We start from the raw sequence: 13,449 nt of genomic DNA on the forward strand, positions 1-13,449 counted from the left end.
CTAAAACCGCCACCAACCGGATTCCGCAATCACGACCACGATCAGCGGCGCGGCAACAGCAGCAGGGCGTCGCCGACAGCGCGTTCGCCGGTCGCGTCGGAGGGCGCGGTCACCAGGCGGTCGTTGACGACCATCGCGGCCGAGCCGCCGCCGTCGAGCGCCATCGCGTCGACGGCCCCCATCGAGCGGATGAACTCGGCGGCCTCCGGCAGGCCCCAGCCGTCGCTGAAACCGGGCTGGCGGCCGTCGGTGGTGACCAGGATGATCCGGCCCCGAGCGTCCACGCCGATGATGCTCCGCGGGTTGCGCTTGAGCCCCCACGTGTAAGCGAAGGATCGGTCGCCGTCGTGGACAACCCCGTCCTGCTGAAGGTTGATCCGGATCTGCCCGTCCCGAACCAATTCCGGGCCACCGTTGACGACGTCGTCGCTGGATCCGAGGCGCACCGGAACGCCCCGTTCGTCGCGGACCCGCTGGTCGACCAGCAGCGGTTCACCGGGCCGCGCGTTCGCGGTCAGCCAGCTGGCCGCTTCACCGACACCCTGCACGACGGTGCCTCCAGCCGGGACCGGGCCACCAGCCGGTCGGACCTCGACGACCCGGCCGGTGGCGTCGCGAACGGCCTCCACACCACCGCCAGCCGGTGTCGAAGCACCGAGCTCGTCGGTGAACAGCACCAGCTCGTCCGGGTCGGTGCAGGTCACGTCGTGCTGCGGACGTTCGGTCGGGCTGTCGCCGCCGACCCCGCCGCAGTTGCGGATCTTGCCGGGAATCCGGTTGATCCCGTCGACGATCCGCTGCTGCCCGCGGGCCGACGCGACGACGTCCGTGGACAACTTCGCGATCCTGGGGCGCATGCCGTTCCCGTCGAGGACCAGCGCGACGCGGCCGTTGGTCGCCGCGCTCTGCAACTGCCCGTCGTAGGCGCCGATGCCAGCGGGGGCTCCCGGAAGGCCGTCCTCGTCATTCACCACGAAGAACCCCGCGTTGATGCCCAGCACTGCGTGCCGCTGCGCGGACATGTCGGTCACCTTCTCCCGACCCGCGACGGAGTTCCCGTAGCTGGCGGTCAGCTCGCCGTCGAACCGGCTGGGGTCGATGATCGCGACGGTGGTCCGGGCGATGCCGGTGCCCGGTACGGCGTCCGCGCCGGTCCACTCGGTGCCGGAAGCGAAACCAGCCGCATTCACCTCCCGCACCAGCGCATCGGCCTGGTCTCGGCTGGCGAACCGGCCGGTTCGGACGAGCCATCCGACGGTGCCCGGGGCGGCATCGACACCGGCGGGCCAATCGATCCGCTCGACCCGGGACTCGAATCCACTGGCACCCAGCCGCCCCGCCATCGCCTCGGCATCGGCCTCGGAGCCCAGTACCTGGAAGCCGTTGGGGGTGGGAAATGCCACGGTCACGGTCCAGAAATCCGCGCCGGGCTTACCGTGCACCACCCCTTGGTACAGCGTGACGCCGGGCGACACGTCGGTGCGCTGCCAATCCCGGACCGCCTCCGGCGCGGCAGCACCGGCGGTGCTGGTCCCCGAACAGATCCCCACCAGGGCGATCGCAAGCAGGCTCGCGGCCGCGGATTTTCCGGGTCTGATCATCACTTCTCCATTCGTTCCTCGGTCGGTGCAGCTCAGCACCCGGCGCGGACGCGGATGTGTCGAGAGCTGAACCACCGGAGAACGAGGCAGCTAACGCGCGAAGAACATGGCAGGCGCGCACCTGCGGAAACTGCTGCGCAGACTAGGGCTTTCGCGCCACGCCGCCGGTCATGAAGCGGGCCGCGGTGGACGTGGCATCGGTGACGGGCGTGTCCGGGCGCCACAGCGGCAGCGGGACGACCCCCGGGGTGAGCAGTTCCAGGCCGGTGAAGAACCGAGCGAGCTCCGCTGGGGTGCGGACCCGTCCGGTGCCCAGCTGGGACAGCAGCACTCGCTCCAGCTCGACCGATTCCGGAGCGTCGCCGAGCCTGGTGAAGTTGGTGATGAAGAAGAAGGAACCCGGCGCGACCGCCTCGCGCAGCGTGTCGACGATGCCCTGCGGGTCCTCCTCGTCGAGGAGGTGGTGCAGGATGCCGCACAGCATCACGCACACCGGCTGGTCGAAATCGATCAGGCCGCGGGCGTCGGGATGGTCCAGCACCTCGCGCGGCTGGCGGATGTCGGCGGTGGCCACCCGGGTGTTGGCGTCGTTGGCGAGGATCGCGCGGCCGTGGGCGAGCACGATGGGATCGACGTCGACGTAGACGACGCGGGCCTGGGGGTTGGCCTGCTGCGCGACCTCGTGGGTGTTCATCGCCGTCGGCAGCCCCGACCCGAGATCGAGGAACTGGGTGATGCCCTCGTCGGCGGCGAGGTATCGCACCACGCGGTGCAGGATCGCCCGGTTGTGCAGTGCGATTTCCTTCAGCTCCGGCATCACCGCCAGGCTCGCTTCGGCGACCGCCCGGTCCGCGGCGTAGTTGTCCTTGCCGCCGAGCATCACGTCGTAGACGCGGGCCGCGGTCGGCACCCCGGTGTCCAACTCCGCTGAGGGACCAAGACTTCCTTCGCGATCACGTGCCCAGCTCAGGTGGTCAGCGGACATCAGAACTCCCTCAACGCGGACATTTCGCCAGGCATCGTAACGTTCCGGGCACGTGTCGTCACCAACTGCATCGACTGGAACCGTGCAGCACGGGAGATTCCCGTTGCGGGCTCGGCGGGCGCGGATCGTCGCTGGGCAGTTCGTGGTCGTGGGTGAAATCCCGGTTCGCACCGGAACAACCACCCACGCGAACCTCAGCGCCTGTCTTCGAAGTGGCGGTGTCGGGCCGACCGGACCGGGTGAGGTGGGCGATTTCGCGCGAAATCGCCAGGTTCCGCTACTCGCACCGCCATGCGAAACGAGCTCGAAGACAGGCTCTCTCAGATGCTGTACCCGCCGTCGACGTCGAGTTGTTGGCCGGTGATGAAGTTGGCGCGATCCGAGGCGAGAAAGGCCACGGCCTGGGCGATGTCGCCCGCGTTGCCGAACCGGCGCAGCGGGATGTTGCGGCGGGTGACGGCGAGAGCCGCCTCGTCGAGTTCACCGGATTCGATCAGTCGCGCGGCCATCCCATCGGTCAACATGCCCGGGCCGACGCAGTTGACGCGCACTCCGAAGCGGCCTTCTTCGGCGGCCAGTGCGCGGGCGACCGCCTCGACCGCACCTTTGGCGCCGGAGGACAGGCCATCGCGGACCGGGAAGCGCCGAGTCGCGGCGGTGGTGACCGCGACGATGCTGCCCTGGCTGGCGCGCAGCAGCGGCAGCGCGAAATGCGCCAGGTTGAAGAAGGCGACCGCGTCGGCTTCGAGTTGGGCGCGGTACTGGGCCGGTGCGACCTTGCTCAGGTGGACCATCGGCACATGCGGTCCGGCCGCGTACACCACGGTGTGGACGCCGCCGAACTCCTCGCGCACCCGATCGACCACAGCGGCGGTCGCCGCCTCGTCACCGAGATCGAGTTCCAACGCCAGTGCGGCGCAATGCCGTTGCACCGCACCAACCAGCTCGGCCGCCTTGCGCTCGTTCGAGCGGTAGGTGAAGGCGACTTCGCTACCCCGTTCGGCCAACAACTGGACGACCGCCGCACCGATCCCGCCAGTCCCCCCAGCGACCAACGCCACCCCAACCCGCCCCGCGAAGTCCACCATCCCACCACCCCAACCACGAATCCCGAACCGTTCCGATCATTGTGCCCGCACCCGATCAACATAACCAAGCACTCGCTTGGTCGCCAATAGTGCCGACGCGTCGGACGCGAAGTTCTCGCAGCGATCAACGAAATCCGACACCAGTGCCCTCGGCAAAAATTCATCGCGACATCCGGCCAAGCTGCCACCAGCGGCGAGCCGCCAGGACACAGTGGACCATCGCACACTGGTCATCGGGCAGCACCATGATGGGAAACATGGCAGACAGGCGGGGGCGCATGTCATTGGAATCGGTGCTTCGCTGGGCAACTTGCCGGTTTCATGCGGTTTGCCCTGAATGGCGGTGTCTGGTGTACCAGCGCTGCTGGGACATTGTTTTTTCGGATTTCTTGATTGGGGGGTGGTTTCCGCCACTCCATTCAGTGAAGTGTGCCTATTGGTGATCATGCGCCGCCGGTCGACGGTGATAGGAAGTGGCATGCTCTTTCGGCGTCCTGCGGTAGCTGTGACATGGAGCGCAGTCTCGGAGATCTGCCTTGCTGGCGCACTTCTCGTCGCATCCGGTGCGGGAGTGGTGACTACGCGGCCTTTTGGGTTGAACAGCGCTGCGGTAGTGGTTGTTGCCATGGCCGAAATCGCCGGGGCCGTCTGTTTGGTGTTGCTGGTCAGAAAGCCACGGGTGGTGGGGTTGGTGGCGTCGCTGCTCGTCTCCATTACCGCCGGAGTAGTGGCGGTTTGGGCGTTGCGATGTCTGGTCACTGCCACCGGACTGGCGCAGGTGGGAACCGGGGCGCTGCTCGCGGTCGGCGTGATCGGGATGGTCATGATCGCCGCACAGTTGGCGCGGCCAGTCGGTCCGAGGCCCGCGATGTGAGGCAGGCCCGCGATGTAAGGCAGGCCCGCGATGTAAGGCAGGGGAGTGTCATGGGGGATGCTGACGTAGCAGCGAGGCTTGAGCGGCTCAGCCGACGACTGCGGAGTACGCAGGCGGTTTTGGCGAACGCGGCGCATCGCAGCTCACCCGACGTTGAGGGTATTGATCGCACGGGCGTCGTTCGTGTCCGGTTGGACTCGGACGGGATTCCGATTGCGATCCGGGTGCGCCCGCGTTGGCGCGACAGTCTTCCTTCCGAGAGGTTGGCGGCGGCGGTGGGCGAAGCCGCCGACGCGGCCGCTGAGCAGCGGACGACAAGCTGGGCAGCCATGTTGGCTGAGGGACGTCGTGAAGAACATGACGACGAGAGGTGTTCGAGCAAGCCGCCGGAATTGCCATTTCCCGAAAGGGCGTCCCGAAAGCCTCGTGATTTGGACGCGCTCGCCGAACAGATGCTGGCGGCGTTGTCCGCTGCGCAAGAGTTGGCGCAGCATCCGCCACCCGTCGCTCAGGGAGTTGGTGCTGCCGCTGGTGGAAAGCTGACCCTGACGGTCTCCTCGGTCGGCCAACTGTCCTGCGTGGTCGATCGAGAGTGGATTGGGACAAGGGGAGGTGCGCGGTTGACCCATGCTCTGAGCGAAGCGTTGGCGCAAGCGCGATCCAAGTTGCGGAAGGCCGTGGCGACGCAGTTGCGCAGTGCGCGCAAATGGGATTCGGCGGTGGATGAAGCTCTCTCGATCATGCGTGAGCTGGACAAGAACCACCCGCTGTGAGTGGAGGTGAGAATCATGCCGCCGCCGGACAAGAACAAAGTCGAGGTCGCTACGGGGGCGCTGCGAGTAGAAGCGGACATCTGGGACGAGCAGGCCGACGTGCTGGCGCTGATTGTGTCGCAGGCCCAGCAGCTCCGCGTGGGGTATCTGGAATCGGGACTGTTCTTCCCGATGACTTCTGCCTACGACGAGGTCGTTGACCAGGTCCACGGTCGGTGCGCGGAAGGCGTCGAGCGGACGCGTGAAGTGGCCGACATCTTGCGGCAGGTTGCAGATACCTACGAACAAGAAGACGAGGCGGGAACGCACCTCTTCCGCAACCTGTACTGACACCGGGCAGGTGATTTTCGTGTTCAGCGAAGCACAGTTCGGCACTGTCATAGATCAGCTCACCGCCGGTACGGAGGAGCTGAACCGCCAGATCGCCAGGATCGGGCCAGCGGCTGCGTCCGCGATCGAGTCAGGCTGGGTCTCCCAGCCGGTCAAGGATGCGATCGAATGGTGCGCGCAAGAGCTGGAAGAGGCGGCATCCGAGTTCTACAGGGTGATCGTGGATCTGCTGAAGGCCGCCATCGCGCCGGTCCTGATGTACCAGAGAGCTTGGGAATGGCAAAATCTGCGAGGGCAGGCCAGCGGTGTCGCCGATTGTCTCACCCCAGAGGCACTGAACGTCGACAACAAGTGGCATGGCGAGGCAGCCACGGCCTACGCTAAGACGATCAAGCGGCACTCGAAGGCGGCTGCTCGCATAGCGGCGATCGCCAGCAGGATCGTAGGATCCCTGGTGTTCTGCGCGAGCGCCGGGCTCGCGTTCTACGTGGCGCTTGGGTTCGTCGTCGCCAAATACATCCAGACGATAGTCGTGGCCATCGCGGCAATTGAGTCAGGAGTCTTCTCGTTGGGCGGCGCTGTACTTTTCGTCGCAGAAACAGCAGTCGACTCAGCGCTCACCGGTGCCCTTGTCGTTGGTTTGGTCACGTTGATTGGTATCCAGGTTGAAGAGATGATCGCGCTTCACGGTGAAGCCGTCGATCCCGCCGGTTTTCCGGACGGTTGGCCCAAGCCGGGCACCACCCCTTTCAACGACGCAACCGTCACCGACGGCGATGCGGACTGGTCCCTCGCATGAACGGGCCCGCGTGATCGTTGTCCTGTTCGAGGTGGCGGACTGCTGGTTGATCGGGTCGGTCCCCGATGACGTTGGGCGAGCGGTTCTCCCGTAACGATCCCGGCTGTGGCGTTTCGTTCAGTGGGACGTTTTGCTTGGCTTGGGTGTCGGGGTGGTGTCAGAGTCCGGCGGCTCCACCGGTGGAAGGGAGTTCAGCGTTGAACGATCCCGAATTGGTGCTTTGCCGCGAGTTCCGGTCCGGTGACGATGCGACCAGGTGCCTCGCCGAAGGGGTGCACCACGTCCGCGCTGCCGGGCTCGGCCCGGTGCGGGGCGGTCGGTGGTGAGCGGGCTGGCGCGACGGGACTTCCTGGCCGCGGTGGGATCCGGGGTGCTCGCCGCCGGGCTCAGCGGCTGCGCTCCGGTGCGGGCCGGTGCGAAGCAGCCCATCGCGGCCACCTACCTGACGAAGTCCTACGACGACCTGTTCCCCGGCATCGAGATGTTCCTCGACACGGCCCGCGACGTCGGCGGATTCTCCTTCGACGTCTACAACTCCGGCACGCTGCTCGGCGCCGAGGAACTGGTGCCGGGTCTGCTGGGCGGCGTCGTCGACGTCGTCTTCCAGACCAGCTCGTACGTGTCGTCGAGCTTCCCGGTCCTGGGTTGCCTGGAACTGCCCTTCACGACCGAGGATTTCCGCAAGCACCGCAGGGCCGCTGATCCCGACGGTCCGGTGTCGGCGGTGATCAACGAACGGTTGGCCCGGCAGAACATGCGGGTGCTGGGCGGGATGCCGACCGGGTTCGAATACCTGTGGACGATCAACCGCCCGATCCTGCGCCCGGCGGACGTGCGGGGGCTGCGGCTGCGGGTCGCCGGTGAGATCGAGGGCGAGACGGTCAAGGCGCTCGGCGGGGCACCGGTGTTCATGGGGTCGGCGGAGGTCTACCAGGCCCTGGAGCGCGGCACTATCGACGGGATGATGAGCTACCTGGGCACCGTCGTCTCCCGCGACCTGCAGGAGATCATCCGGTACGGCACCGCGGCGCAGTTCGGAACGTACACAGTGGACGCCTACTGCCGCGTCGACTGGTACGCCGGGCTCGGCGAGCAGCAGCGGGCCGCGCTGGACGAGGCCGGGCGGACCATGTTCCGCGCGGGCACCGACCGCATGCTGGCCGTGCACGAGCAGGACTACCTCCCGGCGGTCCGCGCGGCCGGGGTGGAGTTGGTCGAACTCGACGAGGCGCAGCAGCGCCCGTTTCGCGCCGCGGCGGCCGAGGTGCACGAACGGTGGCGGCGGATGCTCGGTGACCCCGTCGCCGCACAACAGGTCCTCGATCTCGTCCGGAGTGCATGAGGAGGTTGCGATGCTTTCCACCGCACGCCGGATCGTGCTGGCGGGCACGCTCGCGATGGCGGTCCTCGCGATGGCGATGGTCGGACTGATGATGCTGACGATCAGCTACGACGTGCTGGTCCGGTACGCCTTCGCCGCGCCGACCGACTGGGCCTACCCGCTGAATTCGGGCGCGGTGCTGGCGGTGACCGTGCTGGCGATGCCGCACCTGTACGCCACCGGGCACCACATCTCGATGGACCTGGTGCACCGCGCGCTGCCGCCGCGCTGGCGGCGGATCGCGGACCTGGTGACCGCGGTGGCGGCGGCGCTGCTCGGGCTGGTGCTCGCGGTGACCGGGTTCCAGTCCATGGCGCTGTCCTATTCGCACGGCCTGACCGGGGCGGGCACGTTCAGCGTGCCGCTGTGGATTCCGGACGCCGTGCTGGCCGTGTCCGGCGCCTTCCTGGTGCTGGTGGCGTTGTTGTTCCCGCCGGGCGGGACGGCTGCCCCGGTCACAAGCGGTACCGGCGTGGCGGACGGAGCGAACCCGTGATCTTCTCCGACGGCCTCATCGTGGTGCTGGCGGTGCTGTTGCTGCTGGTGCTGATCGCGTTGCGCACACCGATCTTCATCGCCCTGGCGGTCTCCGGCGTCGCCGGACTGCTCGGGTTGGCCGGAACCGGCGGGCTGAAACTCGTGCCGCTGGCGATGGTCGCGCAACTGCAGGAGTACGCGCTGGTGGCCGCGCCGCTGTACATCCTGCTCGGCGAAGCGCTGGCGGTCAGCGGGCTGGGCCGGGACCTGTTCACGGCCGCGCACCGCTGGTTCAACCGGGTGCCGGGCGGGCTGGGCGCGTCGGCCATCGCTTCCTCGACGCTGTTCGGCGCGATGTCCGGTGTGAGCATCTCCTCGGTGGCGCTGATCGGGCGGATGGCGGTGCCCGAAATGCTGGCCCGCGGCTACAAACCCGCATTCGCCAGCGGTTCGGTGGCCGCCTCCGGTGCGCTGGCGATGCTCATCCCGCCGAGCCTCATGTTCATCCTCTACGCGTCGGTGACCGGGGAGAGCGTGGCCGCGCTGTTCGCCGGTGGCATCCTGCCGGGTCTGCTGCTGGCCGCGCTGATGATCGGCTACGTGGTGGTGCGCGCCAAGGTGGCGCCGAGCAATGCGCCGATGGAGCGGGAGCGGTTCAGCTGGGGGGAGCGGCTGCGCTCCATCGGCAAGATCGCCCCCGCCCTGGTGCTGATCGTGCTGGTGCTCGGTTCCATCTACACCGGGATCGCCACGCCGACCGAGGCGGCGGCCTTGGGCGCGCTCGCCGCGTTCGCGGTCACCGGCCTGGTCTACCGCAAGCTGGGCTGGCAGAACCTGAAGCTGATCTTCGCCGCGACCGCCCGGGTGTCCGCGGCGATGCTGGCGATCGTCGGGGCGGCCTTCGTGTTCACCCAGATGCTGGTGGTCGCCCGGGTGCCCGATGCGGTGACGGACTTCGTGGTGGGGCTCGACGTCCACCCGTACCTGGTGCTGGTCGCCATCATGCTGGTGCTGGTGCTGTTGGGCTGCCTGGTCGACGCCGCCTCGCTGCTGCTGGTGGTGACGCCGATCCTGGTGCCTGCGGTGGAGGGGCTGGGCTTCGACCCGTTGTGGTTCGGGGTGCTGCTGGTGGTGAACCTGGAGATGGCGGTGATCACGCCGCCGGTCGGGCTCAACCTCTACACCATGAAATCCGTGGTGCCGCAGCTGGATCTGGGCGACATCTTCCGAGGCATCGCGCCGTACCTGGCCATCGAGTTCGCGCTGATCCTGGTGATGATCGCGGTGCCGGAGATCGCCACCTACCTGCCCAGCGTGCTGACCTAGTCTTCGCCAACGAACGCGTATTGCGGTTCCGCGTCCTGGAAGACCCCGAGATTCGGGCCCCGTACCGCGAGTACGGTTACCATCTGGACAAGCGTCTCTGCACGAGGTGGTCGAGCTGTTCGGCGAGGACTGCGAGTCTTTTTCGCTGGTGGCTTCTACCACACGGAGGGATCTGCGATGACCGAGCTCAGCACCGGCGGTGGGATCGGCTACCGGCGAGTCGCCACCGAAGAGGCCTTCGCTCCGGCCGAGATGCTGGAGCACTACGTGAAACTGCTGCGCAACGGCAGCGGCGACAAGGGCTTCGACAGCCTGTGGGGCTTCTACCTGGAAAGCCAGGCACAACGCCCGCGCGACGTCCGGCGTCGGCTCGCCGACCTCGGCGACGAGCGGCTGTCCGATATGGACGCCACCGGCATCGACCACCAGGTGCTCGCCCTGACCTCGCCGGGCACGCAGATCCTCGACACCGCGACGGCCCGGTCGATCGCGGCGCTGGCCAACGATGCGGCGGCGCAGGCCGTCCGCGATCACCCGACCCGGTTCTCGGCGCTGGCCGCCGTGGCGTTGCAGGACCCGGAGTCGGCGGTCGCCGAGCTCGAACGAGCCGTCACGAAGCTGGGGCTGCGCGGGCTGATCGTCAACTCGCACGTGCACGGCGAATACCTGGACGATCCGAAGTTCTGGCCGGTGCTGGAGGCCGCCGAACGCCTCGACGTGCCCGTCTACCTGCATCCCAACACGCCGACCAACCGGATGATCGAACCGCTGCTGGAAGCGGGCCTGGACGGTGCGGTCTTCGGCTTCGCCGTGGAGACCAGCACGCACCTGCTGCGGCTGATCACCGCCGGTGTCTTCGACAGGTTCCCCCGGCTGAAGCTGGTCGTCGGCCACCTGGGGGAGGCCCTGCCGTTCTGGCTCTACCGGCTGGACTACATGCACACCGCGACGGTGCGCGCGCAGCGCTACGAGGTGCTCAAACCCCTGCAACGCAAGATCAGCGACTACTTCCGCAGCAACATCTGGGTCACCACCAGCGGCATGGCGTGGGAACCGGCGATCCTGTTCTGCCGCGACGTCCTCGGCGCCGACCGGGTGCTGTACGCGATGGACTACCCGTACCAGTACGCCCCGGACGAGGTGCGGGCGCAGGACGGCCTGTCGATCAGCCTCGACGAGCGTCGGCAGTTCTTCGAGACCACCGCGACGGAACTCTTCGGCATCAGCCTGTGAGCCGCCCGGCTCCTCGGCGCGCGGTGCTCCGGCCGGGGTTGAGTTGCGGTGTGAGCAGCCGGATTTCGGGCGAGCTGGTGCCGTCGAGTTGGCTCATCACCATCTCGACGGCGATCCGGCCGACATCGTTGGACGGCAGCGGAACCGTGGTCAGTGGCACCGACCAGTTCGTGGCCATGTCGTCTGGGCCGACGGCGACCACCGAGATGTCTTCTGGAATCCGCTTGTTCCGGCTCCGCAGCCCGGACAGGATGGTGCCGAGCGCGGCTTCGTTGTGCACGACCAGGCCGGTGAGTTCCGGGCGGTCGGCGAAGAGCTTGTCGAGGCAGTCGCCCACCGCGTCGTAAGTCGGTGCGCACGGCTGGTTGGTGGCGTGCAGGCCGCGTTCGCGCGCGGCGGCGCGGAAGCCGCGGAGGAACCGGCCGACGAAGTTGGTGCCGCGCTGGTGCACGGCCGGGGAGGGCCCGATCAGCGCGACGTGCTCGTGCCCGAGGTCGGCGAGGTGGTTGACGCAGCGGCGGGCCGCGGCGGCGAAGTCGAGGTCGACGCAGGACAGACCGGCCGGATCGTCGGGCACGCCGATCAGCACGGCTGGGCGCGACAGCGCCTGCACCACCGGTATCCGGGGGTCGTCGGCCTCGATGTCCATCACCAGGAGGGCGTCGGCCATCGCCGAGTTCACCACCCGGCGCAGCCCCTCGGGCCCCTCGTCGTTGGTCAGCAGCAGCACGTCGTAGTCGTACTTGCGCGCGCAGGTGACCACCGACGCGACGAATCGCATCATGACCGGCACGTGCACGTCGGTGCGCAGCGGTGTGGCCAGCGCCAGCACGTTGGTGCGGCTGCTGGCCAGCGCGCGGGCCCCCGCGTGCGGGTGGTAGCCGAGCTTGCGGATGCTCGCCTCCACGCGGCGCCGCGTCTCCGCGGAGATCGACCGCTTCCCGGACAGCGCGTAGGAAACGGTGCTCGACGACACGCCCGCGTCGCGCGCGACGTCGGAGATGGACACCATCTTCACCTCTCCAGCATAGGTGCGTCGAAGCGAATCGACGAAATCGACGCCGGACCGGAGGCTGCGGCCGGGCTGCGAAGAACAGCGAGTTACTAGCCGATTTCCCGGTAATTTCCGGTTGAGTATTGACCGCCGCGCGGCGGCGGCAGCAGAATCCGAACCCATCGCACGATCTCGCACCGGTGTTCTCGACGATAGTTGTCGAAGCGCTTCGACAGTGCTTCGAAGTCTTCGGAGGTGATACCAACCGGACATCCCGCGGCTCAGGCCCTATCGCCGCGGCTGATCGCAGAGCCCTCTAGTGCAACGGAGCAGGAGGAGAAGCCCTTGAAACGCAGGTCCCCCCGTCGCAGACGGCTCCGAAGTAGGACGGTGCTCGCCGCCTCGCTGTGCGCGCTGAGCCTGACCAGCTGCGCCAGCGGCCCCGACCCGAACGTCCTGACGTTCATGGACTACCACGGCGACGAACCGATGAAATCCGCGATGGGCCAACAACTCGCCGCCTGCGGCCGCGACATCGGCATGCCGGTCCGGCACTACAGCGTGGCCGGGGACCAGCTCGTCGCCAAAGCGCTGCGGATGGCCTCGTCGCGATCGCTGCCGGACGTGCTGATGCTGGACAACCCCGACCTGCCGCAGTTCGCCGCGACGCAGGCGCTCAACCCGCTGGCGGAGCTCGGGGTCACCGGCGAGGGCATGGCGCCGAACATCCTCGCCACCGGGCAGTACCAAGGCCAGCTCTACGGTGTCGCACCCACCGTGAACACCCTGGCGCTGTACTACAACGAGGACATCCTCGAACGAGCCGGGGTGCGGCCGCCGCGCACCTGGCAGGAACTCCGGGACACCGCGCGGCAGCTGACCGACGAGCGGCACCGCGGCGTGGCGTTCAGCGCCTACGCGTCGTTCGAGGGCGCGTACCAGTTCCTGGCGTTCCTGTGGCCGGGCGGCGGCGACGAACGGCGCCTGGACTCGCCGGAAGTGGTGGGCGCACTGCAACTCTGGGTCGATCTGGTGCGCTCGGGCTCGGCCTCGCAGTCGGTGGTCAACTGGGAGCAGGGCGACGTCAAGAACCAGTTCACCGCGGGCCGGGTCGCCATGATGGTCAACGGCAGCTGGCAGGCCGCCGAACTGCGCAAGACCCCTGGACTGCGCTGGGGCGTGGTGCCGGTCCCGGTGCCGCATCCCGGTGCCGCACCGGCCACCGCGCTGGGCGGCGAGGTCATGACGATCCCCAAGACGAGCCCGCAGCGGCAGCGCAAGGCCGCCGAGCTGGTTCGGTGCATGAACTCCGAACAGGCCCAGATCGCGGTGGCGCGCGCCGCGGACCGCGTTCCGACGCGACCCGCCGCTGCCGAGCAGCTGCGTCCCGAAGTCCCGGACCTCCAGGTCTTCTACGACACCGTGCCAGCCGCCCGGGCCAGAACCGCGCAGCTGGGCACCCGGTGGCCGACCACCGCGCGGGCGCTGTGGACCGCGTTCCAGTCGGCGCTGTCCGGCACCGCGACCCCGGAGCAGGCCCTGCGCCGGGCGCAGCAGCAGGCGAACTCGGGGTCGTGAGGAGGAGATG

Annotated in this window: 14 protein-coding genes; 10 read left to right on the forward strand and 4 right to left on the reverse strand. The window is 68.1% G+C overall.

Translation table 11 applies throughout. The annotated features are described in order from the left end of the window. Positions 1-41: 41 nt before the first annotated feature. The 3 genes from ACTWQN_RS00005 to ACTWQN_RS00015 form a co-directional block, all read right to left on the reverse strand. Complete coding sequence (locus ACTWQN_RS00005; protein WP_443201161.1) at positions 42-1,601, reverse strand: phosphodiester glycosidase family protein; 1,560 nt, start codon at positions 1,599-1,601, stop codon at positions 42-44. Between the two features lie 142 nt (positions 1,602-1,743). Next, positions 1,744-2,586, reverse strand: a complete 843-nt coding sequence (locus tag ACTWQN_RS00010; RefSeq protein ID WP_443201162.1) for an SAM-dependent methyltransferase — start codon at positions 2,584-2,586, stop codon at positions 1,744-1,746. Positions 2,587-2,906: 320 nt separating this feature from the next. Next, positions 2,907-3,674, reverse strand: a complete 768-nt coding sequence (locus ACTWQN_RS00015; protein ID WP_443201163.1) for an SDR family NAD(P)-dependent oxidoreductase — start codon at positions 3,672-3,674, stop codon at positions 2,907-2,909. Positions 3,675-4,299: 625 nt separating this feature from the next. Between ACTWQN_RS00015 and ACTWQN_RS00020 the strand changes: the two genes are divergently transcribed. From ACTWQN_RS00020 to ACTWQN_RS00060, 9 genes are all read left to right on the forward strand, one after another. Beyond that, entirely contained in the window at positions 4,300-4,548 is a 249-nt protein-coding gene (locus ACTWQN_RS00020) for a hypothetical protein (protein ID WP_443201164.1), read from the forward strand. A 119-nt stretch (positions 4,549-4,667) separates the two neighbouring features. Further along, the gene (locus ACTWQN_RS00025; protein ID WP_443201165.1) at positions 4,668-5,321 is read left to right on the forward strand and encodes a hypothetical protein; all 654 of its coding nucleotides are present in this window, start codon (positions 4,668-4,670) and stop codon (positions 5,319-5,321) included. Positions 5,322-5,336: 15 nt separating this feature from the next. Then, on the forward strand, positions 5,337-5,651 hold the full coding sequence (locus ACTWQN_RS00030; RefSeq protein WP_443201166.1) for a hypothetical protein: 315 nt from the start codon (positions 5,337-5,339) through the stop codon (positions 5,649-5,651). 19 nt (positions 5,652-5,670) lie between these two features. Next, positions 5,671-6,450 (forward strand): hypothetical protein, encoded by a 780-nt coding sequence (locus ACTWQN_RS00035; protein ID WP_443201167.1) that lies wholly within the window; start codon positions 5,671-5,673, stop codon positions 6,448-6,450. 197 nt (positions 6,451-6,647) lie between these two features. Then, the gene (locus ACTWQN_RS00040; protein ID WP_443201168.1) at positions 6,648-6,776 is read left to right on the forward strand and encodes a hypothetical protein; all 129 of its coding nucleotides are present in this window, start codon (positions 6,648-6,650) and stop codon (positions 6,774-6,776) included. After that, positions 6,773-7,792 (forward strand): TRAP transporter substrate-binding protein, encoded by a 1,020-nt coding sequence (locus ACTWQN_RS00045; RefSeq protein ID WP_443201169.1) that lies wholly within the window; start codon positions 6,773-6,775, stop codon positions 7,790-7,792. Before ACTWQN_RS00040 ends, ACTWQN_RS00045 begins: the two co-directional genes overlap by 4 nt. 10 nt (positions 7,793-7,802) lie before the next feature. Beyond that, positions 7,803-8,327 carry a TRAP transporter small permease gene (locus ACTWQN_RS00050; RefSeq protein ID WP_443201170.1) on the forward strand — a complete coding sequence of 175 codons (525 nt, stop codon included), beginning with the start codon at positions 7,803-7,805 and terminating at the stop codon, positions 8,325-8,327. Further along, positions 8,324-9,634 carry a TRAP transporter large permease gene (locus ACTWQN_RS00055; protein WP_443201171.1) on the forward strand — a complete coding sequence of 437 codons (1,311 nt, stop codon included), beginning with the start codon at positions 8,324-8,326 and terminating at the stop codon, positions 9,632-9,634. Before ACTWQN_RS00050 ends, ACTWQN_RS00055 begins: the two co-directional genes overlap by 4 nt. Before the next feature lie 177 nt (positions 9,635-9,811). Next, positions 9,812-10,867 (forward strand): amidohydrolase family protein, encoded by a 1,056-nt coding sequence (locus tag ACTWQN_RS00060; protein WP_443201172.1) that lies wholly within the window; start codon positions 9,812-9,814, stop codon positions 10,865-10,867. On the opposite strand, the gene ACTWQN_RS00065 is transcribed toward ACTWQN_RS00060, so the two are convergent. Beyond that, positions 10,857-11,879 carry a LacI family DNA-binding transcriptional regulator gene (locus tag ACTWQN_RS00065; RefSeq protein WP_443201996.1) on the reverse strand — a complete coding sequence of 341 codons (1,023 nt, stop codon included), beginning with the start codon at positions 11,877-11,879 and terminating at the stop codon, positions 10,857-10,859. The genes ACTWQN_RS00060 and ACTWQN_RS00065 overlap by 11 nt on opposite strands. Before the next feature lie 372 nt (positions 11,880-12,251). Here ACTWQN_RS00065 and ACTWQN_RS00070 point away from each other — a divergent pair, with 372 nt between their 5' ends. After that, positions 12,252-13,439 (forward strand): sugar ABC transporter substrate-binding protein, encoded by a 1,188-nt coding sequence (locus ACTWQN_RS00070; RefSeq protein WP_443201173.1) that lies wholly within the window; start codon positions 12,252-12,254, stop codon positions 13,437-13,439. Positions 13,440-13,449 lie beyond the last annotated feature (10 nt).

The organism is Saccharopolyspora antiqui, assembly GCF_052246905.1.
Classification (GTDB): domain Bacteria; phylum Actinomycetota; class Actinomycetes; order Mycobacteriales; family Pseudonocardiaceae; genus Saccharopolyspora.